The following is a 21,795-nucleotide window of genomic DNA, read 5'->3' as shown; positions in this document are numbered from 1 at the left end:
TCCGCTGCTGCTCAAGGATGACATCGTGGTCGAGCGGCCCACCTATCGCGACTTCAGCCTGCACCTGCCCGAAGGACCGGGCCTGGGTCTGGCGCTCGATGAGGACAAGCTCGCGCACTACCGGCGCGATCGCGCGTGAGAGTAAGGTTCTTCGCCGGAATGCGGCGGGGGGGGGGGATTGGTGTGTTGTTCTTGGCTGGCGCCCCCGTTTCGCCGGCGTAGCCGGCGACCTACTTCTTGTCCGAGCGACAAGAAGTAGGCAAGAAACGCGTCGCCTGGCGGCTGGCCATCAACGATGCGCTTCTTGTGTTCGAGAGGCGTTGGTCTCGCGAGCCTTGGTTGCCCGTTCGAGCCTGCTACGCATAGTGAGTCAGGACCAGTGCCTGCGATAACCTGCTTTTGTACGATCCCCATGTAGGGCTCGGGTACAGCGTTCCAACAGCGTTATCGGCAGGACGCCTTCGGCTGCGCTGCGCGCACGTCCTGGTCGGGATGCGAGAGGCATCAATGTTGCTGGCGCCAGCGATTCCCTTTCCCTCTTGTTCTTCCCCCGAGCCGCGCGCAGCGCAGCCGTAGGCGTCCCACCGTGGCGCGCTTAGCAGGGGCCACCAAGTAATCCGGGTTCGCTCATCCGACGTCTCTATCCTGATCATCTACGCGGCAGGCAGTCTGGCTATGCCCTGTACCGTCTTCACCCCATCGGGCCGTTCGTCAACCACGAGGACGCGCTTTTGCCTCCTTTTGCCGCTCGGGCAAAAGGAGGTCGCCGGCTACGCCGGCGAAACAGCAGCGAACGTCAAGAGCGACACCCCAATCCTCACCCCGGCCCCCCGATTGCGCCAGCGCCCGCCTCAGGGCACCACCGAAAGGAACAGGTAGGCGGCCAGGATGGCGAGGTGCACCACGCCCTGCAGGATCGTGGTGCGGCCCCTGCCCAGCGTCAGCGACGACACGATCAGCGTCAGCATTAGCAGCACGGTTTCCTTCGGGCCAAGCCCGAGTTCAAGCGGCTGTCCGATCCAGATAAAGACCGCGGCGACCGACGGAATGGTCAGGCCGATGCTGGCCAGCGCCGAGCCGAGCGCAAGGTTCAGGCTGGTCTGGATGCGATCGGCGCGCGCCGCGCGCAGCGCGGCCAGGCCCTCGGGCAACAGCACCATGGCCGCGATGATGATGCCGACCACTGCCGCCGGCGCGCCCGCGCGCAACACGGCAGCCTCCACGGACGGTGACAGCAGCTTGGCCAGGCCGACCACCAGCACCAGGCAAAGCACGAGCAGCAGGCCGCTGAAGGTGGCCACACGCCCCGGCGGCGGCGGGGCATGGACGTCCTCGTCCGAACTGTCGCCGGCAAGGAAATAGTCGCGGTGGCGCACGGTCTGCACGAACACGAACGAGCCGTACAGCACCAGCGACATCACGCCGGCAAAGCCGAGTTGCGCGGGCGTGAGCACCGGACCCGGCGAACTGCTGGTGTAGTTGGGCAGCACCATGGTGAGGACGAGCAGGGCTGCCAGCACCGCCATGGCGGCATTGGCGCCCGGTGCCTGGAATGCCTGCTCGCGATGGTGCAGGCCGCCGACGAACAGGCATAGGCCGACAATCCCGTTGCAGATGAGCATGACCGCGGCGAACACGGTATCCCGCGCAAGACCCGCTTTCTCGGGTCCCGACGACAGCATCACCGAGACGATCAGCGCCACTTCGATCACGGTCACGGCGATGGCCAGCACCAGCGTGCCGAACGGCTCGCCGACCCTGTGCGCGACCACTTCCGCGTGGTGGACCGCGGCGAATACCGCGCCCGCGAGCGCGGGCGCCATCAGCGCGATCAGCCAGCCCTGTGCGGGCAGGGCCAGTCCGGCGGCGAGGATCGCCGCCGCGGCAAGCGGGGCCCACACGGTCCACGCCGGCAGCTTGTTGGAAGTCAGTGCCATCCCTGTTTTTTTCCTTTCTTGTTTTCGGTGCCTCCGAGCGGCGGCAGGAGACGTGCGGAGCAAGGGCCCGGCACGAAGCAGGCGGGTGATCCGCCACGGCGGACAGCCGTGGCGGCAGTGATAAGGCAAGCGAGGCGCAAATCAGTTCCCGAGAATTGCGCGAAATTGGGTGAATTTCAGGAGGAATACTGGCGGATTCCGCTCATGTATCAATCCTCCGGTGGTACGGAGGCCGCCCGGTCTTCGGGACTGCGGCGTGGCGGTGACCGGGAATCCCGCAGGGCGGGATCGTTGCGGCAGATCCAGCGGGCGGCAGCCACCAAGGCAATCAGGCAGGCGAGAAAATACACGCCGTAAGCGACGACATTCTGCATTGTTTGACCCGGATAGTCGGCTCTGATGGCCGGCAAGGGCGGCAGTATGCGGAGCATTCGTTGCGCCCGACACCCTCTTCAGGAAGGGGTGCGGACAGGCAGGCGCGAGGGCGCACGGACAGGCGCCGCGCCCGGGCAGTGGCGGCGTTTTGCTGAATTTGACGGGAACGATTCAATTGACAAAATGCCAGAGGTGGCATTTCCGATCATCTCGCCAATCCATGCAAACAAAAAAGCCCTCGGCCGGGGTGGTCGAGGGCTCGAAGTGGTTGGGGCGTACCCGTTAACCGCCCCGCCAACGAGTGTAGCTGCGAACCGGCGCAGGACAGGCGTCAATCCCGGGGCTGTTGCGCTCCTGCGACGCGGCTCCCGGCGGTTATCGTCCGCACGTCACTTCCGTCGCATGAACGTGCTGCGTGCGTCGCGCACGGGATGGCGAAGCCGACCCACGCGCGTCAAATTGCTACCGAAGATCGGTTTGAAAAAACTGCGACACAATCTGCCGCGTCGTCGCACTGGTTTCCACTTCGCCAAGCTTCTCGTGCGGCAGCCATTGCAGAGACCTGATTTCATGACCGGCCTTCGGCCGCGCGGATGCGTCAATCGCGGCGGTGAACACGTGATGCACCGTGGTCGCGCCGATGAACTGGAAAACGCCCACCAGCGCCTTGGTTTCCAGCGCCGTTTCCTGTTGCAGTTCGCGCCGTGCCGTTTCCTCGGGCGACTCCTGTTTGCCGGGACGGCCCCCGGGCAGCGCCCATCGCACACCGTCCTTGGAAACGAGCAGCACGCGGCCGTGTCGGATGCAGACGATGGTGGCCCTGACTTTCGGTTTCAGTGGTTGCATGTCAGCTCCCTGCAATGAGCCGCGGCGCAGAGGCTGGCCGCGTGTGGCGCTGTTCCGAGACGGTCCGCCGCTTACGCATGACCGGCGCCGCGATCCATCTGGCAAGAATCGTATGGCATGGCGCACAGCATGGTACCCGCGTACGGCCGTCACCTGTCAATCGGCATCAGCACCCGGCACGTGTCGTGCCAGTCGCCGCTTGCTTCGACCCGGCATGCATCTTGAATCCTTCACGACATCTGCCGCCAGTGTATGCACAGATGCCCCGCCACGCCGAAAAATCCGCCGACACCGTGCCTGAGCGCCCGCAGCTCAATGCCTGCCGGCGCTGTCCGCTATGGCGCGACGCCACGCAGGGCGTGCCGGGAACAGGCCCCGCAAGCGCCAGGCTCATGCTCGTCGGCGAACAGCCCGGCAATGAGGAGGACTTGCAGGGCGAGCCCTTCGTCGGGCCGGCGGGCCGCCTGCTTGGCGAGGCGCTCGCACGGGCCGGGCTCCAGCGTGAAGACGTCTACCTCACTAACGCCGTCAAGCATTTCAAGTTCCAGTTGCGCGGCAAGCGCCGTCTGCACAAGACCCCGGGACAGCTCGAGATCGAGGCCTGCGGCATGTGGCTCGAACAGGAGATCCATGCGGTCGGCCCCACCGTCATCGTGGCGCTTGGCGCGACCGCGACCGGCGCCGTGCTTGGCAGGAAGCGCGTGGCCTTGTCGGCACTGCTGGACACCCCGGTCGAGAAGGACGGGCACCTGGTTGTTGCCACGTACCACCCGTCGTTCGTCCTGCGCCAGCGCACCGAGGAAGGACGCCATGCCGCGTTCGAACGCATCGTCGCCAGCCTGCGCCAGGCGGTCCGTCTCGCCGCCGGACCAAAGACAGGGAAGCAACATCGCGTACGGGGGTGATCCAGACCCCGATCCAGTATGTACGGGCGGTAAATCTTTCCATGATGGACCGCAATTTCCCTTGCCTCTTACGCAGCCCGGGCCGTCCGTGCCTGCCGCGAGCGACGGGCATGGTCGTTGCAATCCCTTGTCTGCCTGGCCCCCGCGCCACGGCGATCGAATCGACCACATGTAGAAACCTGATGGCCACCCGAACGCAGCATGCCTCCATGGCAGCCTCTCTGCGCGACGTGATGACCGCCAATCATTTCGCATGTCGCGGAAACGGTCGTCACATCGATATGGATTCCGGGCGCGGCGCGGTGGCTTTCCAGACGAGGTTCCTATGAATGCGCCGCTGTTGTTAAGGAACGTGGAAAGAAGCGACGGCGCGGGTGTGGGAGACGCCGCCGTGCTGCCATTGCCGGCAGCCAGTCCGGCGCCGGGCCGGTCCGGACGCCGCATCGCGGTGTTTCGCGCGCTGCAGCTGGGTGACATGCTCTGCGCCGTGCCGGCCCTGCGCGCGTTGCGCGAAGGCGAACCGGATGCGCATATCACGCTGATCGGCCTGCCCTGGGCGCGCGAGTTTGCCAGCCGCTTCCCCCAGCTGATCGACGAGGTACTGGTCTTCCCGGGTGCGCCGGGGTTTCCCGAGGGGCCTTTCGACCAGGCGGCGCAGGCGCCGTTCCATGCCGCGGCGCGCGCACGCCGGTTCGACCTGGCCATCCAGCTCCATGGCAGCGGAACACTCAGCAATGATGTGGTGCGCCACCTGGGCGCGCGGGCCATGGCCGGGTTCTGCTCCACGGCGGCGGAGGCGAGCCTGGCCGGCGAGACGGAGCGGCTCGTCCCGTGGCCCGAGGGCAACGAGATCGAACGCAGCACGGGCTGGTCGGCGGCGAGTACATTTGCGTGCATCCTGGCGCGCGGATGCTGTCGCGGCGCTGGCCGGTCGAGCGCTTTGCCGAAGTCGCGCTGCGCCTGCGCGCGCGCTGGAAGGTGGTGGTCACCGGCGGCCCCGAGGAAATGATGCTGACGCACCGGCTGTGCTCGCTGATTGGCGGCGACGTGGTCAACCTCGCGGGCGCCACGCTGCTGGGCGAGCTGGCCGCGCTGATCGCGCATGCGCGGCTGCTGCTGTGCAACGACACGGGACCATCGCACCTTGCCGCCGCGCTCGATACACCGAGCGTGGTGGTGTCTTGCGGCGGTGATGGCGGACGATGGGCGCCACTGGACATCACCCTGCACCAGGTGCTCGCCTCGTATCCCCCGTGCCGCCCCTGTGGCTGGCAGAAATGCCCGCTCCGCCACGAATGCGCGACGGCGATCACGGTGGAGGCGGTCGAGGCTGCCGCACTGGGCCTGGCGTCGCGCGACCATGACCTCCATGCCTAGGCGATTGCGCATCCTCACGTGGCACGTCCACGGCAATTACCTGTATTACCTGTCGCAGGTGCCGCATGAGTTCTACGTGGTGACCCGCGAGGGGTATCCGCCAGGCTATGCCGGAGTGGGTGGCTCGCTGCCGTGGGGACGGAACGTCCATGAGCTGCCGTGGGAGCGGGTTGCCGCCACGGAGTTCGACTGCGTGCTCTACCAGCACCGCAGCCACTACGAACATGACCGGAACGCGCTGCTGACGCCCGTGCAACGCAACCTGCCGACACTCTATCTGGAGCACGATCCCCCGCAGGAGCACCCCACCAACACGCTCCACCCGGTCCAGGACCCGAGCGTGCTGCTCGTGCATGTAACGCCGTTCAACGCGTTGATGTGGGACAGCGGGGTCACGCCCACGCGCGTGATCGACCATGGCGTGGTGGTCGACCCGGCGGTGCGATACACGGGCACGCTCGCGCGCGGCATCAGTGTGGTCAACCACCTGGGCCGGCGCGGCCGCAGATTTGGGGCGGACGTGTTTGCCGAAGCCCGGCGCATGGTTGCGCTCGATCTCGTCGGCAGGGAAGCCGAGGCGTCCGGCGGCCTGGGCGAGGTCCCGAACGATCAGCTCGCGAGGTTCACGGCGCGATACCGGTTCTTCTTCCACCCGGTCCGCTATACCAGCCTCGGGCTAGCCGTGGTGGAGGCGATGATGATCGGCATGCCCGTCGTCGGCCTGGCCACTACGGAGCTGTCGACGGTGATCCGCAACGGTACGAATGGCTATGTCGATACGCGCACGGAAAGCCTGGTCGAGGTCATGCGGGCACTGATCGATGAGCCGGTGCTGGCTGCGCGCTGGGGGCAGGCGGCGGCGCGCACGGCGCGCGAGCGCTTTGGCATCGGGCGCTTCGTGTCCGACTGGCAAGCGGCGTTTCGGGAGGTGGCCGGATGACGCCGTCGCGTCTTGCCGCGTCAGGCCGATGCAAGTTTTCCCTGTAGCGATGTAAATCACACGGCGCCCTCGGCGAGCCTGTGGCGCTGGAGGCGGGCGTGGCGCGAAGGTACGGAACTTGCGGCGACGTCGGGCGCATGGGACGGTACGACCGGTACCGGACGCCCTCACTACTGGAGCTATCGATGAACCGAGACGAATACGGTGATCGTCTGCGCTACGGCGGGTCAAGAGAGGACTTGCCGGACGAGTTTGACGATCAGGCGGTACGCCGGCAGCGCAGCGCTGGCGGCGATCCACGCTGGCAGGCCGGAGCCCGGCAACCGGCGAATGGCTGGCCCACATCGCCCCCTTCGCCGCCTTCGCCAACCTTGCCGCGTCGTGGCCCACGCAATGAAGTTCCCGAAGGGCATGCCCCGCCTGCGCCGCGCGATCCGGACTGGCGTTCGCGCCGGGACTGGCAGCGGGGCCGCGGGACCGGATACGGCGACGAACGGGAGCGGCAGTCGCACACCCAGCGCGAGGAGTGGGGCGCCAGTCGTGCGCCCACGGACACGGGGCGGGGTGGGCAAGGCTACGTCCCGTTTGCCGGCGCGTCGCAATGGGAGCCAATGGACTTCGCACGGCCCGAGCATCCCGTCGGCAGCCAGCGCCGGCCCAGCGGTCCCAAGGGCTATCACCGGCCTGACGGGCGCATCCAGGACGAGGTGTGCGAACGGCTGGCCCATAGCAGGTTCGATGTGAGCGATGTCGAGGTCGCGGTTGCGGACGGCATCGTGACACTGAGCGGGAAGGTCAAGGAACGCGGGCAGAAGTACCGCATCGAGGAAGTCGTCGATACGGTGTTCGGCGTCCGGGACGTCGACAACCAGATTCGCGTCGGGCGGGCTTCGACGTCGACGCAGGAAGCAACACCGGGCCAGGGTGTGAGAACCGCTGCCGCAGACCGCCATGGCCAGCCAGGACAAAGCTAACCCCGACGCGGCGCACGACATACGCAAGGGGCAGATTGTCGAGTTCATGTCCCGCGAGGCTTTCCGCGCGCGCTTTCGCGCCCGGTACTACGATCCGGCTTTCCGCAAGGAAGACGCGGCGATCGATCGACTGGAAGGGATCGCCTGGGATGCGTATTGCCAGGCCCGCAAGGCGCCCGTCACGGAGAAGGCTGGCGCTGGCGCGGCGGATCCGGACTATGACCTGTCCGTCGAGTGGCGCCAGGCCCGCGATGCTGTGCGCGACGCTGGTCGCCGCCACGACGATCCAGATGGGCCGCCGCGTGTGTTGCTGGTGATTGGCGCGGCGCGCAATGATTTCAGCTGTCCGGGCGAGGTGTCGAAGTCCTGGCGCCTCGCGAACGTCGCGCGGGCCCGGATGGAGGCGATGGGGACCACCGTCGATACACTCGACCTGAGCCTGCTGACTTCCGATCCGGAACGCTACATCCACCCTTGCAAGGCTTGCGTTTCCACCGCCATGCCACTGTGCCACTGGCCATGCAGCTGCTATCCGAACCATGCGCTCGGCCAGGTCAACGACTGGATGAACGAGATCTACCCGCGCTGGGTGGCGGCCCACGGCATCCTGATCGTGACGCCGACCTACTGGTACCAGGCGGCCAGCCCGCTCAAGCTGATGATGGACCGGCTGGTTTGCGCCGATGGCGGCAACCCTGATCCGAGCAGCACGCACGGGAAGACCGTGGCGGAAGCCAAGGCGCTGGAGTTGAAGGGGTGGGACTATCCCAAGCATCTGGCGGGGCGCGTCTATGGGGTGATCGTGCACGGGGACGTGGCCGGCGTGGAAAGCGTGCGCCGCGCGCTGTGCGACTGGCTCGGCTGGATGGGGCTGATCGACGCCGGTCCCGATGCGCGGCTCGACCGCTTTATCGGCTACTACAAGCCCTACGCGACCTCGCACCGGGCCCTCGACGAGGACGCGGGCGTGCAGCGCGAGGCGGAGAACGCCGGCGCCGCAGTGGCGGAGGCGGTCAAGCTGCGCCGCGAAGGAAAGTTGCCCGCGGTGGGCAGGGACCTGGTTCCGCCACGCCCGAAGTAGGCGGAAGGTGCGAGCCGGTCGCCGTCAGGCAACCTTGAGGCAACCTTGCGGTGCGCAGCACCCGGCGAAGTCGATCTCGCTCCTTGCATCCTCGGCTGCGTGGATCGTGAGCAGGGCACCTTCGGCCATGGCCATGCGCACAGCGGCGGCAATGGCATCGCCCTGCGACGCGTAGTCGACGACGTTGGCGCCCGGCGCATCCGATTTTACGGACCACCGGCCGGCTTCGGTCTGGAAGACCTGAACGGAACAACTTCGGCTGGACATGTATGAACTCCGATGCGAACCCATGCCTGTGTTCTACATGGCGCAGCGTCACGCTACCGTCCGTCGGGGTCCTACTTTTGCGTCATCGGAACGGACTGCGGCCCGCTTGGTGGCGTCCGTATCACTACGTGGTCAAGCCACGTGTGCGGCCGAAGTCATGGCGCCTCAGCCGCGGCGCGTGGCCGGGCTAACCCGGGGCGGCGCCGCAGTAACCTGGCAGACGGCGCGCGGCGGCGCTGCGCGCCAGGCGGATGGACCGGGACAACGCCAGCGCGAAGCCGCCGATCGTGCCCATGTCTTCCTCGACGCGTTCGCGCAGGAAGCCGGCCCAGCGGAAGTCGCCAGCCGCATCGGGGGGCTTGCGATAGGCGCCGGCCAGGCGCGTGAATGCCGCCAGGCTGCGATACGGGTCGTCGCGCATGCCCATCACGGTGGCGGGCAGCGCCTCGACGCCGAGCCGCTGCCCGAGTTCGTCGTAGGGGTGCACGTAGCCGAGCGCGCCCATGCGCTTCCAGAACGCCGATGGGCCAAGCTTGCTCAGGTCATGCAGCACGCGCACGGGCGCCCGGCGGTAGCCGAGCTCCAACCAGGCCCGGGCCCAGTGGTGATGATCGACGATGAACAGCGTGCCACCCGGTCCCACCACGGTCTTGATGCGGTGGCGGCGCAGGAAGCGGCGCAGCGCGGCGTGGTCGGTGAGGTCCTGGTGCCGGCGCGTCACCGCCATCTTGTCGCGCATATGGATATAGCCCAGCGTGAGCTGGGTCGGGCGCAGCCGCGCCAGTTCGGCTATCGCCTTGCGGGGTCTAGTCATGGCTGCGCTGCGGGTCGGCATAGTGCTCCAGCTCGCTGCCCGGATCTTCGTTGCCGGTGCTTTCGCAGTCCACGGCATCGCGCGCCACGGGCTGGGCCGAGTCGCGCCGCACTCCGTGCACGGCAGGGTCGAAATCGGTCCAGCGCCCGCCGTCCCAGTTGCCTTGGGTGCGGTCCAGGTCCAGGGCACCGGCTTCGCGCAGCACGTCGGCGGCCACGGAGGGATTCCCGCGGCGCACGCACGCCGCCAGCACCACGCGCGGCTTCACGCCCGCGTGCCTGGCCTCTGGCGCGGCAGAAAGGATCGAGACATCCCAGACGGAAAAGCCGTGCGCGTACAGCGCACGCGCGGCGTCTTCGGCGGTGGCGACGGTCTCGAACCGTCCGAATACGATCGGTGACATGGCTGCTCTCCAGCTGCAATCGGTAATCTGTACCGCCGGGCTGCGGTTCGCTTGCCCCGGCGCAGCGATGCTGCTACCCGTTCACGACCTCGCCGCCGTTGATATGCAGGATCTGCCCGGTGATATAGCTGGCCGCGTCCGACGCCAGGAACACAAAGCCCGCTGCGACCTCGAACGGTTGCCCCGGGCGGCCCATGGGCGTCTTCTTGCCAAATTCCGCGACCTCTTCGGCGCTGAACGTGGACGGGATCAGCGGCGTCCAGATCGGTCCGGGTGCCACGCCATTGACGCGGATGCCGCGCTTGACTACCTGCAGCGCCAGCGAGCGCGTGAACGACACGATCGCGCCCTTGGTGGCGGAGTAGTCAAGCAGGTGCGCGCTGCCGCGGTACGCGGTGACCGAGGTGGTGTTGAGGATGGCCGCGCCTTTCTTCATATGCGGCAGCAGCACCCGCGTGAGATGGAACATCGCGAAGACGTTGGTGCGGAACGTGGCTTCCACCTGTTCGGCGTCCACGTCTTCCAGCGACGACTTGGGATGCTGCTCGGCGGCGTTGTTGACCAGGACGTCGAGCCGGCCGTAGGCGTCGATCACGCGTGCGGCCACGGCTTCGGCATGGCTGCTGTCGGCGAGGTCGCCCGCCAGCGAGACGCACTTGCGCCCGGCGTCTTCGACGAGCCTGACCGTCTCGCGCGCATCGGAATGCTCATTCAGGTACGCGATCGCGACATCGGCGCCCTCGCGCGCGAAGGCCACGGCGATGGCGCGCCCGATGCCGCTGTCCCCGCCGGTCACGAGCGCGACCTTGCCGGCGAGCCGGCCGCTGCCCACATAGTTGTCGGCGCCGCTGTCCGGCTGCGGTTGCATCGCGCTCTGCAGGCCAGGCTGCCGGGCCTGGTGTTGCGGGGGAAGTTCCTTGGGCGTCGACATGGCGTGCTCCTCGAAAGCGGCGTTTCGGTGGGTATCGCGCAGTTCCATGCCTCCGTAAGCGCAAGTTCCATGCCTCCGCGCCGCGCCTGCGTCACAGCGCAGCCGGGACGCAGGCTGCCGTAAGCCTTACACCAGCATGGAAATCCTTACCGTGGCGCGCGGCAGGCGTGAAGGAACTACCGGTGTGGCGGGTCGCCCCGGCGGGGCGCGCACCCGGGGCACGGATCTTGCGGCGTGCCGGTACTCGATGCGGCCGCGCGTGGGCGGAGCCCGCCGGGCCAGGACTGCAAGGAGGCAGACCATGTTCAACTTCCGCAAGAGCCGCGGTAGCGGCAGCGATGGCGGCGACTACGCGCGGCAGGCGCAGCAAGGGCGTAGCGGGGCCGTGCACGATGAAAGCCACGGTGGCGGCTCCGAGGACTGGGGCCAGGAGTGGGGCGAGGACTGGCGCGGCGCGTCTTCGCGCGGCAGCGCCCGGCACCAGCAGGACACGCCGGCCGGCCAGCCGCGCGGCAGCTGGGGCGAACAGGGCTACGGCGCCGCCGACATGGGCGGCCCGGGCCATCCGTACAGCGGTACCTATGGCGGCTACCAGCCGTCCGCGCGGGACAGCGGGTATCAGGAGCACGAGCAGCGGTCGCAGCGCGGCCAGTGGGGCCAGGCGGGCTATGACTCGGGCAACTATGAAGGCAGCTTCGATCCGGAGGGTGGCCGCAGCCGCCGGGACGACGATGCACGCCGCATGCAGGGCGGGCGCGGTGGCCGCGCGATGCACTGGGACGAAGGCATGGCGCGCGACCGCGGACAGCGCGGCGGACAGCCATCCTACGGCGGCGGGTATTTCGGCGACCCGCGCAGCGGCGGCCAGTCGTACAACGGTGGCCAGCGCCTGTACCGCGACGATGTGGGCGACCGCGCACGCAGCAGCGGCGCGTCAGGCCCGGCGCGGCGGCCGGTCGGGCCCAAGGGCTACCGGCGTCCCGATGAGCGCGTGCGCGAGGATGTGTGCGAACGGCTGGCGATGAACCCGTACGTCGACGTCTCCGACGTCTCCGTGGACGTGACCAACGGCGTCGTCATGCTCGAAGGCACGGTGCAGGCGCGGCGCGAGAAATACGTGATCGAGGAGATCGCGGAGGCAGTGTTCGGCGTGAACGAGGTCGAGAACCGCCTGCGCGTGCAGCGCAACGAAGGTACGGAGCGCGCGGGCCCCGTGGCGGGCCACCTGGAAGGCGCGGACACCTCGCCGCAGCGCACGCTCAACAAGAGCTGACCCCACGGCGCGGCGGCCTTGGCCGCCGCGCCATCGCAACGCCCTTCAAGCATGCGCGAACCCCGTGTCCTTCGCGACGGCAGCAAGCTGATGATGCCGCTCGACGCACTGCATCCGACGCAGATCACGGTGGGCGCCTACCACGTTGCCCAGAAGGTGCACGTCACGCGCCGGATATCGCCCGCGCGCAGGCCGGCATTCCTGGACCAGCATCGCGTGCACGTGGTCATCGGCCCGGAGCAGGTGCCATACGTGGTCGATCACCATCACTGGGTGCGTGCGTGGCACGACCTGGGCCTGACGCATGTGCCGGCCATTGTCCGCCGGGACCTCAGCCGCCTCGGCGCGCGCGGGTTCTGGAAGTGGATGGTGGCGAAGCATATGGTCCATCCCTATGACGAGCAGGGGCAACGACGGCCCCTGCACGAGCTGCCGGTGTCGATCCAGGACATGCGCGACGACCCGTACCGCAGCCTGGAAGCGTTCGTGCAACTGGCGGGCGGCTACCGGAAGGTCCGGGAGGCGTATCCCGATTTCAAATGGGCAGACTTCTTCCGCCGGCACATCGGCGGGCCGCTCGACACGCCCGAAGCGTTCGCGGCCGCGCTGGTTCGCGCCTTCCACCTGGCCCAGGGCGCCATGGCGCGGGACCTGCCCGGCTATATCGGCAAGTTGTCCTGCTAGCGGCTGTCAACCCGCGGCTGCCTTCTCCAGCAGCCTGAGCAGACGCGCTTCATCGGCGCGCAGATGGGTCTGGGTCCGGCCCGTGGCGCCGGCATCCGCATCGCCCGCGAGGAAGGCGTCGATAACGGCCGGGTGGACATAGCACTTGCGGCAGACCGCCACAGTGTTGCGCAGGCGCTGCGCCACGGTCTTGATGGCGTCGGCCACGGCCTTGCGCCGCTGTGCCTCGGGCGCGGAGGGTTCACGCGCGGCCGCGCGCAGCAGGGCCAGCGCATGGACGCTGCCGGCCCAGGTGCGGAAATCCTTGGCCGTGAACTCGCCGCCGGTGACATCGCGCAGGTAGGCATTGACGTCGGCCGAGCCGATGTCGCGCACCTCGCCATCGCTGTCAAGGTACTTGAACAGGCACTGGCCCGGCAGATCGGCGCACGTGCGCACCACGCGCGCTACCCGCGGATCATTGACCGACACGTCGTGCGTGATGCCGCTCTTGCCGGTGAACTGGAACCGCAGCTTGCTGCCGTGCACGGTGACGTGCCGCCGCCGCAGCGTGGTCAGGCCATAGGTGCGGTTCTGCTGCGCGTAGCGCGGCGAGCCGACCCGCACCAGCGTGGCGTCGAGCAGGCGCACCACGGCGGCGATGACCTTCTCGCGCGGCATGCCGTTGCGGCCGAGGTCGCGCTCGACCCGCCCACGCAGCCGCGGCAGGGTCCTGCCGAAATCCGGCAGGCGCGCATATTTATCGGTGTCGCGCAGCGCGCCCCAGTCCGCGTGGTAGACGTACTGCTTGCGGCCGCGCGCATCGCGGCCCGTGGCCTGCAGGTGCCCGCCGGCGTCGGCGCAGATCCAGACCGACTCATAGGCGGGCGGAATCGCGAGCGCGGCAATGCGGGCGAGCGTGGCGGCGTCGCGCACGCGATTGCCGCGCGCGTCGACATAAATGAAGCCGCTGCCGCGCCGCCGCCGGGTAATGCCGGGCGCGCTGTCGTCCACGTAATGCAGTCCCGCTTCACGCAGTGCGGCGCGGGTGTCATCGCCCATGCCACCACCGGCCAGGGTGGCTTCGGCGCAGCAACTTTCCGATGCTCGCATCGCTCCGCTCCATGTACAGGCAAGGCGGCGCCCCGTGTGCGCCGGTCCTGTTCATTGTATGGAACGGATGGCCGATGTTCAGTGGGCGCTGTCCTACAAGGCCTGGGGATCAGATTGAATGCGCTCAGCGTGCCGGGTCCAGGGCTTCGCCGTCCTTGCGCACGGCCTGCGCCTTCATGCAGCTTTCGATCAGCAGCGGGCAGGCCGGGAAGATCTTCGTGCAAAGCCCGGCCCATTGCTGCGCGTCATCGCGGTGCCAGGTGCGCTGCGGTTCGGAGGCGACGGCTGCCGCATCCTTCACGGCGATCCGTACGGCGACGCCGGCACCGGGGGGCTTCAGCGCAGTTGCAGGCGCCAGGCGCGCAGCATGGTGCCCAGACGCTTCAGGGCGCGGCGCAGGCGTCCAGGGCGGGACAGGTCGCGCATCGCGCGCAGGCGGTCGGCGTCGTGCGCGGCGACGTCGGGGTGGCGGAAGTCAGGCAGCAGGATCGAGAACTTCATGGCAGGTCTCCGATGGGATTCCCGATCCGGCGCCAAAGCTCAGTGTGGCGGCGGCCGGAAGCGGGAGCTTGCGGGAACGGCGCGCGGGCAGGCCCCGGTACGCGCCGGCTTTGGTAAGGGACTGCAAGGGTCGTCGGGCATGGAAAGCTCCGGTGCGGGTGGATCGGCGTGTGCCGCCGCGCGTGCCGGCAAGGCTCGCGCACGGCGCACGGCGGCGGTCGCGCACGGCATGCGTGCGCGTGCCGGCGACGTGGCAATCGGGCATGCGCGGCGGCTCGCGGCACGAGCGGGCCGGACATGCCATGCAAATTCGTGTGGTGCGGGAAAACGGAGCCGCGGCGAATGCCGCGATCGATGCGCACCGTCAGGCGATACCTGCCAGACGGTGGCCCTGTGATGCGCTGCCGGTGGAAACATCAGCGGCGCAGGGGGGATGCGGGTCTGGCGAGGGTTACCTGTTGTGTCCGTCAGGACAACTGGCTGAGTCCAATGGGAACCCCAAGGCTATAAAACAGCGCGCAGTCTAGCCCTGGAGGCAGGATGCGTCAACCGCTACGTCCCGGTGAAAGTGCCGTACGCCGCGCACATGGCAAAAACCTTCAGCCGTGCTGGCGGAATCGGCTATTGCCGCATGCAGACCGCTGGAACACACTCGTGCGGCCAGGCGCGGGCCGCACCGCAGCGTACTGCACCGCGCCGCAGAACAGTGATGACAAGGTTGGAGACACCATGCGCGACTACACCGAAGCCTTTGCCGGATTTTCATACCAGGACACCGTCAGCCGCCAGCTGCACGGCAGCCTCGACGCCATCAATGCCTGCGTGGAATGCTGCGACCGGCATGCGCTGCCGGGCCGCATCGCCCTGTTCTGGGAAGGCCGCGACGGCACTTCCGAGACCTGGACATTCATGCAGTTGCAGGCGCTCTCCGCGAAGGTGGCGGGCTTCCTGAAGGCGCAAGGGGTGCAACCCGGCGATCGCGTGGCGGGCCTGCTACCGCGCACGCCCGAACTTCTCGCCACCATCCTCGGCGTGTGGCGTGCCGGTGCGGTCTACCAGCCGCTGTTCACCGCGTTCGGGCCCAAGGCCATCGAGCACCGCCTGAATTCGTCGGGCGCCAGGTTCGTGGTGACCGACGGCGCCAACCGCGCCAAGCTCGACGATGTCGCCGACTGCCCGCCCATCGTCACCGTGGCCGGCGAGAAGGGCCGCGGCCTCGTGCGCGGCGACTTCAGCTTCTGGGCCGAAGTGGAGCGTCAGCCGGCGCAGTTCGAGCCCGTCATGCGTCGTGGCGACGATCCGTTCCTGATGATGTTCACCTCCGGCACCACCGGCCCGGCCAAGCCGCTGCAGGTGCCGCTGAAGGCCATCGTGGCGTTCGCGGGATACATGCGCGATGCGGTCGACCTGCGCGAGCAGGACGCCTTCTGGAACCTGGCCGATCCGGGCTGGGCCTATGGCCTGTACTACGCGGTGACCGGGCCGCTGGCGCTCGGCCATCCGACCACGTTCTACGACGGCCCGTTCAGCGTGGAAAGCACGTGCCGCGTGATCCGGAAATACGGCATCACCAACCTGGCGGGGTCGCCTACGGCCTACCGCTTGCTGATCGCGGCCGGCAAGGCGGTGTCGGGGCCGCTGCGCGGCCAGCTGCGCGCGGTCAGCAGCGCCGGCGAGCCGCTCAACCCGGAAGTCATCCGCTGGTTCGCCAATGAGCTGGACGTGACCATCCATGACCACTATGGCCAGACCGAAACCGGCATGGTGCTGTGCAATCACCATGCGCTGGCGCATACGGTGCGCATGGGCGCGGCCGGCTTCGCCAGCCCGGGCCACCGCGTGGTGGTGCTCGACGACGAGAACCGCGAACTGCCCGCCGGCCAGCCGGGCACGCTGGCGCTGGATCTCACGCAGTCGCCGATGTGCTGGTTCCCCGGCTACCACGGCACGGCCACGCGCGCCTTTGTCGGCAACTACTACCTGACCGGCGATTCCGCCGAGCTCAATGACGATGGCAGCATCAGCTTCATCGGCCGCGCCGACGACGTGATCACCACGTCGGGCTACCGGGTCGGGCCGTTCGACGTGGAGAGCGCGCTGATCGAGCATCCGGCCGTGGTGGAAACCGCCGTGATCGGCAAGCCCGATCCGGAACGCACCGAGCTGATCAAGGCCTTCGTCGTGCTCGATCCGCAATACCGTCCCACGCCGGAGCTGGCCGAGGAATTGCGCCTGCATGTGCGCAAGCGCCTGGCGGCCCACGCCTACCCGCGCGAGATCGAGTTCCTGGCGGAACTGCCCAAGACGCCGAGCGGCAAGGTGCAGCGCTTTATCCTGCGCAACCAGGAGGTGGCCAAGGCGCGCGACGCGCAGGGCGGCGCCCCCGCGGCCTGACGCCCCCCCACGGGCCACCAACGGGCCGCCAACGGGCCACCAACGGGCCGCCAATGCGTCAGGAAGGCCGGCATACCGCTTCCTATAATGGGGAGGCGGTGCCGGCCTGCTCCGGGTCATCGGTAGCGGGCCGGCGCCGCGCCAGGCGTGCCGGCAGGCAGGGGCACGCTCCTTCCCAGCTCCAGACCATCAGGCGAGGCAGACATCATGCAGAGTAGCGAAGCGGTGCTGACGCAGGCGCGCGCAGCATTGGCACATGTGCCTTATCAGGGTCACCACCTCCATCCCGAGATCCAGTTGCGGCTGTCCGACGGCGCGCTGATCCTGGAGGGCGAGGTGGCCGACATTGTCGACAAGACCCGCGCGGCCGCCATGGTGCGGCGGGTGGATGGCGTGACCAGCGTGATCGACCACCTGCGCGTGGCCGACGGTGGCTCGCCCGTGGGTGACGGCGAGCTGCGCGACGCGGTCTGCGAACGCCTGCTCAACGCCATCGATTTCCGCAATTGCAAGATCTGCGCGAGGGTCAAGGGACAACTAGAGTCCATGCGTGAGGCCGTGGGCGAGCGTAGCGGCTGGATCGAGGTAGCCGCCAGCAACGGCGTGGTCACGCTCAGCGGGCAAGTCATCAGCCTGTCGCACATGCGCCTGGCCGGCGTGCTGGCGTGGTGGTCGCGCGGTTGCCGCTGCGTCGTCAATGAACTGGTGGTGGCACCGGCCGAGACCGACCGCGACGACGAGATCACCGAGGCGCTGATGCTCGTGCTCGAGACCGATCCGTTCGTCGACGCGGGCCGTGTCAGCGCACGCACCGAGAACCATGTCGTGACGCTCGAAGGCTATGCCGCGACCGAGTACGCGCGCAAGCAGATCGAGCGCGATGCATGGTACGTGCACGGCGTGGAGAACGTCGTCAACCATATCGCGCTGCGCAACTGAGCGGCGGCTTCCTGCTTGATCGCGGTCCTTCGTGGAGGTCTCGCCAGGCCTGTCCCGCTTGCCGTGGAACAGGCCTGGCGGCTGCCATGCCGTGGGCACGCAATGTGCATCAAGGGGCCGCATGGACTACACCCAAATCCTCACGCAGATCCACCACGACATCCGGCCGCTGCTCGGCAAGGGCAGGGTCGCGGACTACATTCCTGAACTCGGCAAAGTGTCGCCACACCATTTCGGCATGGCGCTGGTGACCCCCGACGGCCAGACCTGGAGTGTTGGCGATGCCGCCGTGCCGTTCTCGATCCAGAGCATCTCCAAGCTGTTCGCGTGCACGCTGGCGTTCGGGCTGCTCGGGGAAGACCTGTGGCGGCGCGTGGGCAGGGAGCCTTCCGGCAATGCCTTCAACTCGCTGGTGCAGCTCGAATACGAACAGGGCGTGCCGCGCAACCCTTTCATCAATGCGGGCGCGCTGGTGGTCACCGACGTGCTGTGCTCGCGTTTCGTGCAGGCCGAAGCCGCCGTGGTGCAGTTCCTGCGGCGCGTGAGCGGCAATATGGCGATCGACTACGACGTCGCCGTGGCGGAATCCGAACGGCAGCACGCAGACCGCAACCGCGCGATGGCGTACTTCATGAAGAGCTTCGGCCGCATCGACATGCCGGTGGAGGCTGTCGTGAATGCGTACTGCCGGCAATGCGCGATTGCCATGACGTGCGAAGACCTGGCGCGCGCCGCGCTGTTCCTGGCCAACGGCGGCGTGGTGCCGTGGAGTGGCGAGCGCGTGCTCGATCCCAGCCCCACCAAGCGGCTGTCGGCACTGATGCTGACCTGCGGCACCTATGACGAAGCCGGCGATTTCGTCTACCGCGTCGGCCTGCCGGCCAAGAGCGGGGTGGGCGGTGGCATCGTGGCGGTGCTGCCCGGCGAGTGTGCGGTCTGCGTCTGGTCGCCGGCGCTGGACCATAGCGGCAATTCGCTGGCGGGGGTGCAGGCGCTTGAATGGCTGACCACGCTTAGCGGCCATTCGATCTTCTAAGTTGTTCGCGGAGCGTGGCGGAACACGCCACGCGGCGCGGGTAGCCTGGCAATGCCCATGCAACGACGCGGCCAGGCTGCACGCCTTACAACGGCGCGGGCTGTTTCGGGGCAGGCGCGGGCGGTGTAGCGGGCTTCGTCTCGGCGGGCGTTCCGCTGTACGCGAAGTATTTCGCCTTGGCGCCCTTGGCCCAGTACGCGACGGTGAAGTGCTTGCCGTCGCGGGCATACAGCAGCTCGAGGCTGCCATTGGCCGCTGCCCATTCGGCATAGGCGTTCTCGGCGTTGGCCTCGGTCTTGCGCCTGGACTCGTAGCGCGCGTCGAGCTTGCCGGTAACGTCCTGCAGCGCCGAGCGGTCGAAGGTCAGGCTGATCAACGCCACGGTGTCCTGGGCATCGCAGTTGACGATCGCGCGGCTCAGGCCCGGCAGGTTGAACCGGTCGAGATTGCGGATCTCGATGGCGTCTCCGCCGGCCCACTGCGCCTTGCCGGTCGTCACGCGGTTCGGCCCCGGGGTCAGCCGCGCGCAGTGGGTCTTGCCGAGCTCGAGGCCGAGCGGTGCGGCGAGGTTGCCCGGCGGCTCGGCGTGGGCGATGGACGCGGAAAGCGCGGCGGCGAACAGGAAAGCCTTCTTCATTTGGGGAATTCTCCGGGCGGAATCTGGAGAGACTTACGGCGCTTGGGTGCGGTCACTTGATAGCCGGCCCGCCTCAGGCCCTGGCTACCACGTTGATGCGCAGCGCTTGCGCGCCCGCGGCGATCGCCAGCAGGCGGTCGACGTTCGGGTGTGCGCCGGGGCGGTTGCGGGCATCGGAGGTGTGTTCGGCGAACAGCGCCAGGCCATATTCCGCGGCCTTGGCATCCAGCGTGCCGAAGGCCTGCTGCAGGTAGTGGTACACGGCCAGCGAGCCCTGCTTGCCAGGCTGGTTCTCGATGCTGGCCACCACCGCGCCGCTGCCGTCGATCAGGTCGATGCGCGCGACGGCGTCGATCGCGGGCATCTGGGCGAGGTTGTCCTTGAAGACAGGGGTGGGCTGGATCACTGAAGCACTCCGTTGGTTGGTGAAGGTTGGTGAAAGGGTGCGTATCTTATCCGATCGCGGATGCGCGCCGATACCAATCGGGTTCTGCCGTGCCCGCGGACTGCGCAAGCGGCCGGGAGCGCTACTGCCGGGGCCCGGCTGCGGGGGCTTCGGGTTTGCGGGTGGTCGCCATGTGATGGAAGTACGCGAGCAGGTCCTTGAGCTCGGCATCGGGCAGCGTCTGCGGGTCGATCGACGGCATGCGCGCCTCGGGCCACCAGCGCAGCGACTGCGGGTTGCGGATCAGCCGCGCGAGCTTGTCGTCGCCGAGGTATTCGACCGGGCTGTACGGCTCGTTCAGGTCCGGGCCAAGGTGGGAGTCGCCCTCGCGGTTCAGGGAATGGCAGGACAGGCAGACCCGCTGGAACGCGGCAAAGCCGCGCATGACCGGGCCATCGGCGGGCAGGCCCGCGGCCGGCCGGATGGCCGGATAGCGCTCGGCGGGGGACGCGGCAATGTCGATGCGCTCGATGTTGTAGGTCCAGTAGCTCTCGGTGACCTTCCCCGCGCGGCCGGCCGGACCGGTCCAGACCAGCCGGAACGGTCCGATGCCCTGGCCCTTGAGCTTGGGCCATGGCGCAGCGGGATTCTCGACCGCCAGCCACGCACGCGGCTGCATCTTGCCCTCGGCCAGCAGCATGGCCATCGGCAGGTGCGACACGTAGCCATCGGACGCGGCCGTGGTGGCGCTGCCATCGGCCGTTGCCGGCAGGCCGGCGAGCAGCGCGGCGAGCGGGATCGCCTTGAGGGTCAGCCGCTGCTTCAGGTTCTCGTCGTCGACGCTGATGTCGGTGAGGCGGCGGTCATGCAACAGCTGGTCGACGGTCCAGCTTCGTTGCTGCGTGCCGGAGGTAATGGTCAGCGTACCGGGGCCGGCCGCGACGGCCGGCGCCGCCAGCGTTGCCATGCCCAGCGCCATGGCCGCCGCGAAGCCAAGCTTGCCCATCGTCCTTGCAATCCATGCGCTCATGCCTTGGTCTCCTGCGCCCGGATCGCGCGGCCAGTCCACCGGCCTGCCGCGGTCATTCCCGGACAAAGTCGCCCAGGACCGGGGGATCCCGGGGCGGATCAGACTGTAACCCGCCGCGCGCGCAGACTCAATTGCGTAGATGGGCACGCCGGAAGGAACGCGGCCATGCGCCGTGAAAAACAAAGACCGTCCATGACAGGACGGTCCTTCAAGACGAGCCGGGCGCAAGGCGCCGGGCCCGCGTGAAACGGAGCGCGCGGACTGGCGCCGGCTGCTCCGTTCCCGCTGCGCGGCTCAGTGCTGCAGGGCCGCGACCACTCCCCCCACATTGTTGATCGTGTTGGTGACGGTCTTCATGTCGACGTCGGTGCGGGTCGAGGCATCGACCTGCGTGACCGGGGCGAAGATCGTGTTGGGGCTGGCGAACGAGACGCCTGAACCATTGGCGATGGCATTGACGGCGGAGTTCACGAAGACGCTGCCGCCGCGCACGGCGCCCATCTTGGCGTGGTCGAGGTCTTGTTCGAGCGGCAGGTTCTGGATGGTCAAGGACATGATGGTCTCCTGGGTAGGCTGGATGAACGGATGTACTGGATGGGGATCAGTGCTGCAGGGCCTGGACGATGCCGCCGACGTTGTTCAGCATGTTGCTGACGGTCTTCATGTCGACGTCGGTGCGGGTCGAGGCATCCACTTGCGTGACGGGGGCGACGATGGTGTTCGGGCTGGCGAACGAGACGCCCGAGCCGCCGGTGATGGCATTGATGGCGGAATTGACGAAGACGCTGCCGCCGCGCACGGCGCCCATCTTGGCGTGGTCGAGGTCTTGTTCGAGGGGCAGGTTCTGGATGGTGAGGGACATGATGTAACTCCTTGGGTGTACTGGTTTGGTCTGGGTGGTGAGCATCGGATGTTGCGCTCGGAGGGGTATACGCATGGGGTGTGCCAGCGCCCGGCGCGGAACGACAGGGCGC

At 68.1% G+C, this 21,795-nt stretch carries 23 protein-coding genes and 2 pseudogenes; 11 read left to right on the top strand and 14 right to left on the bottom strand.

What is annotated here, in order from left to right; genetic code table 11:
- Nucleotides 1–139, top strand: a pseudogene (locus tag KHO22_RS32505) (muconate cycloisomerase); the annotation flags it as partial.
- Between the two features lie 712 nt (nucleotides 140–851).
- Here KHO22_RS32505 and KHO22_RS18240 read toward each other — a convergent pair.
- Nucleotides 852–1,937: a calcium:cation antiporter gene (locus KHO22_RS18240; RefSeq protein WP_211948555.1), complete on the bottom strand. Its 1,086-nt coding sequence runs from the start codon at nucleotides 1,935–1,937 to the stop codon at nucleotides 852–854.
- Nucleotides 1,938–2,774: 837 nt separating this feature from the next.
- Nucleotides 2,775–3,158: an NUDIX domain-containing protein gene (locus tag KHO22_RS18235; protein WP_211948554.1), complete on the bottom strand. Its 384-nt coding sequence runs from the start codon at nucleotides 3,156–3,158 to the stop codon at nucleotides 2,775–2,777.
- Nucleotides 3,159–3,418: 260 nt separating this feature from the next.
- Here KHO22_RS18235 and KHO22_RS18230 point away from each other — a divergent pair, with 260 nt between their 5' ends.
- The 5 genes and pseudogenes from KHO22_RS18230 (at nucleotide 3,419) to KHO22_RS18210 (ending at nucleotide 8,435) form a co-directional block, all read left to right on the top strand.
- The gene (locus tag KHO22_RS18230) at nucleotides 3,419–4,063 is read left to right on the top strand and encodes a UdgX family uracil-DNA binding protein (RefSeq protein WP_211948553.1); all 645 of its coding nucleotides are present in this window, start codon (nucleotides 3,419–3,421) and stop codon (nucleotides 4,061–4,063) included.
- A 475-nt stretch (nucleotides 4,064–4,538) separates the two neighbouring features.
- Nucleotides 4,539–5,440: pseudogene (locus KHO22_RS18225) on the top strand (glycosyltransferase family 9 protein).
- A complete protein-coding gene (locus tag KHO22_RS18220; protein WP_211948573.1) occupies nucleotides 5,433–6,380 on the top strand; it encodes a glycosyltransferase family 4 protein in 948 nt (315 codons plus the stop codon). The pseudogene KHO22_RS18225 and the gene KHO22_RS18220 overlap by 8 nt, the downstream one beginning before the upstream one ends.
- Before the next feature lie 185 nt (nucleotides 6,381–6,565).
- Nucleotides 6,566–7,354: a BON domain-containing protein gene (locus tag KHO22_RS32500; RefSeq protein WP_230426919.1), complete on the top strand. Its 789-nt coding sequence runs from the start codon at nucleotides 6,566–6,568 to the stop codon at nucleotides 7,352–7,354.
- Nucleotides 7,332–8,435, top strand: coding sequence for a flavodoxin family protein (locus tag KHO22_RS18210; protein WP_211948552.1), 1,104 nt, complete (start codon nucleotides 7,332–7,334; stop codon nucleotides 8,433–8,435). The genes KHO22_RS32500 and KHO22_RS18210 overlap by 23 nt, the downstream gene beginning before the upstream one ends.
- Before the next feature lie 24 nt (nucleotides 8,436–8,459).
- Here KHO22_RS18210 and KHO22_RS18205 read toward each other — a convergent pair whose 3' ends face one another.
- The 4 genes from KHO22_RS18205 to KHO22_RS18190 form a co-directional block, all read right to left on the bottom strand.
- The gene (locus KHO22_RS18205) at nucleotides 8,460–8,702 is read right to left on the bottom strand and encodes a DUF2188 domain-containing protein (protein ID WP_211948551.1); all 243 of its coding nucleotides are present in this window, start codon (nucleotides 8,700–8,702) and stop codon (nucleotides 8,460–8,462) included.
- A gap of 187 nt (nucleotides 8,703–8,889) precedes the next feature.
- Nucleotides 8,890–9,516, bottom strand: coding sequence for a ParB/Srx family N-terminal domain-containing protein (locus tag KHO22_RS18200; RefSeq protein ID WP_230426918.1), 627 nt, complete (start codon nucleotides 9,514–9,516; stop codon nucleotides 8,890–8,892).
- A complete protein-coding gene (locus tag KHO22_RS18195) occupies nucleotides 9,509–9,919 on the bottom strand; it encodes a hypothetical protein (protein WP_211948549.1) in 411 nt (136 codons plus the stop codon). The genes KHO22_RS18200 and KHO22_RS18195 overlap by 8 nt, the downstream gene beginning before the upstream one ends.
- A gap of 73 nt (nucleotides 9,920–9,992) precedes the next feature.
- The gene (locus KHO22_RS18190) at nucleotides 9,993–10,850 is read right to left on the bottom strand and encodes an SDR family oxidoreductase (protein WP_211948548.1); all 858 of its coding nucleotides are present in this window, start codon (nucleotides 10,848–10,850) and stop codon (nucleotides 9,993–9,995) included.
- A gap of 301 nt (nucleotides 10,851–11,151) precedes the next feature.
- Here KHO22_RS18190 and KHO22_RS18185 point away from each other — a divergent pair, with 301 nt between their 5' ends.
- Nucleotides 11,152–12,123 (top strand): BON domain-containing protein, encoded by a 972-nt coding sequence (locus KHO22_RS18185; RefSeq protein WP_211948547.1) that lies wholly within the window; start codon nucleotides 11,152–11,154, stop codon nucleotides 12,121–12,123.
- Nucleotides 12,124–12,174: 51 nt separating this feature from the next.
- The gene (locus KHO22_RS18180; RefSeq protein ID WP_211948546.1) at nucleotides 12,175–12,807 is read left to right on the top strand and encodes a ParB-like protein; all 633 of its coding nucleotides are present in this window, start codon (nucleotides 12,175–12,177) and stop codon (nucleotides 12,805–12,807) included.
- Between the two features lie 6 nt (nucleotides 12,808–12,813).
- On the opposite strand, the gene KHO22_RS18175 is transcribed toward KHO22_RS18180, so the two are convergent.
- From KHO22_RS18175 to KHO22_RS18165, 3 genes are all read right to left on the bottom strand, one after another.
- Nucleotides 12,814–13,848: a DNA topoisomerase IB gene (locus KHO22_RS18175; protein WP_211948571.1), complete on the bottom strand. Its 1,035-nt coding sequence runs from the start codon at nucleotides 13,846–13,848 to the stop codon at nucleotides 12,814–12,816.
- A 175-nt stretch (nucleotides 13,849–14,023) separates the two neighbouring features.
- The gene (locus KHO22_RS18170) at nucleotides 14,024–14,200 is read right to left on the bottom strand and encodes a hypothetical protein (RefSeq protein WP_420839617.1); all 177 of its coding nucleotides are present in this window, start codon (nucleotides 14,198–14,200) and stop codon (nucleotides 14,024–14,026) included.
- Between the two features lie 35 nt (nucleotides 14,201–14,235).
- Nucleotides 14,236–14,400 (bottom strand): hypothetical protein, encoded by a 165-nt coding sequence (locus KHO22_RS18165; RefSeq protein ID WP_211948545.1) that lies wholly within the window; start codon nucleotides 14,398–14,400, stop codon nucleotides 14,236–14,238.
- Between the two features lie 729 nt (nucleotides 14,401–15,129).
- On the opposite strand from KHO22_RS18165, the gene KHO22_RS18160 reads away from it, so the two are divergent.
- The 3 genes from KHO22_RS18160 (at nucleotide 15,130) to KHO22_RS18150 (ending at nucleotide 18,769) form a co-directional block, all read left to right on the top strand.
- Nucleotides 15,130–16,794: an AMP-binding protein gene (locus KHO22_RS18160; RefSeq protein WP_211948544.1), complete on the top strand. Its 1,665-nt coding sequence runs from the start codon at nucleotides 15,130–15,132 to the stop codon at nucleotides 16,792–16,794.
- A 207-nt stretch (nucleotides 16,795–17,001) separates the two neighbouring features.
- Entirely contained in the window at nucleotides 17,002–17,733 is a 732-nt protein-coding gene (locus KHO22_RS18155) for a BON domain-containing protein (protein ID WP_211948543.1), read from the top strand.
- Between the two features lie 121 nt (nucleotides 17,734–17,854).
- On the top strand, nucleotides 17,855–18,769 hold the full coding sequence (locus KHO22_RS18150; protein ID WP_211948542.1) for a glutaminase: 915 nt from the start codon (nucleotides 17,855–17,857) through the stop codon (nucleotides 18,767–18,769).
- Nucleotides 18,770–18,854: 85 nt separating this feature from the next.
- Here KHO22_RS18150 and KHO22_RS18145 read toward each other — a convergent pair whose 3' ends face one another.
- The 5 genes from KHO22_RS18145 to KHO22_RS18125 all read right to left on the bottom strand — a co-directional run bounded on the left by KHO22_RS18145 (nucleotide 18,855) and on the right by KHO22_RS18125 (nucleotide 21,683).
- Nucleotides 18,855–19,406 (bottom strand): hypothetical protein, encoded by a 552-nt coding sequence (locus tag KHO22_RS18145; RefSeq protein ID WP_211948541.1) that lies wholly within the window; start codon nucleotides 19,404–19,406, stop codon nucleotides 18,855–18,857.
- A gap of 73 nt (nucleotides 19,407–19,479) precedes the next feature.
- Entirely contained in the window at nucleotides 19,480–19,812 is a 333-nt protein-coding gene (locus tag KHO22_RS18140) for a DUF2322 family protein (protein WP_211948540.1), read from the bottom strand.
- A gap of 121 nt (nucleotides 19,813–19,933) precedes the next feature.
- Nucleotides 19,934–20,821, bottom strand: a complete 888-nt coding sequence (locus KHO22_RS18135; RefSeq protein WP_211948539.1) for a c-type cytochrome — start codon at nucleotides 20,819–20,821, stop codon at nucleotides 19,934–19,936.
- A gap of 294 nt (nucleotides 20,822–21,115) precedes the next feature.
- Complete coding sequence (locus tag KHO22_RS18130; protein ID WP_211948538.1) at nucleotides 21,116–21,376, bottom strand: hypothetical protein; 261 nt, start codon at nucleotides 21,374–21,376, stop codon at nucleotides 21,116–21,118.
- 46 nt (nucleotides 21,377–21,422) lie between these two features.
- Nucleotides 21,423–21,683 (bottom strand): hypothetical protein, encoded by a 261-nt coding sequence (locus tag KHO22_RS18125; RefSeq protein ID WP_211948537.1) that lies wholly within the window; start codon nucleotides 21,681–21,683, stop codon nucleotides 21,423–21,425.
- Nucleotides 21,684–21,795 lie beyond the last annotated feature (112 nt).

Source organism: Cupriavidus yeoncheonensis, from assembly GCF_905397275.1.
GTDB classification, from domain to species: Bacteria; Pseudomonadota; Gammaproteobacteria; order Burkholderiales; family Burkholderiaceae; genus Cupriavidus; species Cupriavidus yeoncheonensis.
Note: the sequence above shows the minus strand (reverse complement) of the source record. Positions and strands in the feature narration are given on the sequence as shown.

Coding starts and splice junctions, on each gene's coding strand:
- KHO22_RS18190 (WP_211948548.1), bottom strand. CDS start 10,850: ATGTCGACGCCCAAGGAACTTCCCCCGCAACACCAGGCCCGGCAGCCT.
- KHO22_RS18180 (WP_211948546.1), top strand. CDS start 12,175: ATGCGCGAACCCCGTGTCCTTCGCGACGGCAGCAAGCTGATGATGCCG.
- KHO22_RS18210 (WP_211948552.1), top strand. CDS start 7,332: ATGGCCAGCCAGGACAAAGCTAACCCCGACGCGGCGCACGACATACGC.
- KHO22_RS18195 (WP_211948549.1), bottom strand. CDS start 9,919: ATGTCACCGATCGTATTCGGACGGTTCGAGACCGTCGCCACCGCCGAA.
- KHO22_RS18175 (WP_211948571.1), bottom strand. CDS start 13,848: ATGGGCGATGACACCCGCGCCGCACTGCGTGAAGCGGGACTGCATTAC.
- KHO22_RS32500 (WP_230426919.1), top strand. CDS start 6,566: ATGAACCGAGACGAATACGGTGATCGTCTGCGCTACGGCGGGTCAAGA.
- KHO22_RS18185 (WP_211948547.1), top strand. CDS start 11,152: ATGTTCAACTTCCGCAAGAGCCGCGGTAGCGGCAGCGATGGCGGCGAC.
- KHO22_RS18155 (WP_211948543.1), top strand. CDS start 17,002: ATGCAGAGTAGCGAAGCGGTGCTGACGCAGGCGCGCGCAGCATTGGCA.
- KHO22_RS18230 (WP_211948553.1), top strand. CDS start 3,419: ATGCCCCGCCACGCCGAAAAATCCGCCGACACCGTGCCTGAGCGCCCG.
- KHO22_RS18150 (WP_211948542.1), top strand. CDS start 17,855: ATGGACTACACCCAAATCCTCACGCAGATCCACCACGACATCCGGCCG.
- KHO22_RS18165 (WP_211948545.1), bottom strand. CDS start 14,400: ATGAAGTTCTCGATCCTGCTGCCTGACTTCCGCCACCCCGACGTCGCC.
- KHO22_RS18130 (WP_211948538.1), bottom strand. CDS start 21,376: ATGTCCTTGACCATCCAGAACCTGCCGCTCGAACAAGACCTCGACCAC.
- KHO22_RS18200 (WP_230426918.1), bottom strand. CDS start 9,516: ATGACTAGACCCCGCAAGGCGATAGCCGAACTGGCGCGGCTGCGCCCG.
- KHO22_RS18240 (WP_211948555.1), bottom strand. CDS start 1,937: ATGGCACTGACTTCCAACAAGCTGCCGGCGTGGACCGTGTGGGCCCCG.
- KHO22_RS18125 (WP_211948537.1), bottom strand. CDS start 21,683: ATGTCCCTCACCATCCAGAACCTGCCCCTCGAACAAGACCTCGACCAC.
- KHO22_RS18205 (WP_211948551.1), bottom strand. CDS start 8,702: ATGTCCAGCCGAAGTTGTTCCGTTCAGGTCTTCCAGACCGAAGCCGGC.
- KHO22_RS18145 (WP_211948541.1), bottom strand. CDS start 19,406: ATGAAGAAGGCTTTCCTGTTCGCCGCCGCGCTTTCCGCGTCCATCGCC.
- KHO22_RS18220 (WP_211948573.1), top strand. CDS start 5,433: ATGCCTAGGCGATTGCGCATCCTCACGTGGCACGTCCACGGCAATTAC.
- KHO22_RS18160 (WP_211948544.1), top strand. CDS start 15,130: ATGCGCGACTACACCGAAGCCTTTGCCGGATTTTCATACCAGGACACC.
- KHO22_RS18135 (WP_211948539.1), bottom strand. CDS start 20,821: ATGAGCGCATGGATTGCAAGGACGATGGGCAAGCTTGGCTTCGCGGCG.
- KHO22_RS18235 (WP_211948554.1), bottom strand. CDS start 3,158: ATGCAACCACTGAAACCGAAAGTCAGGGCCACCATCGTCTGCATCCGA.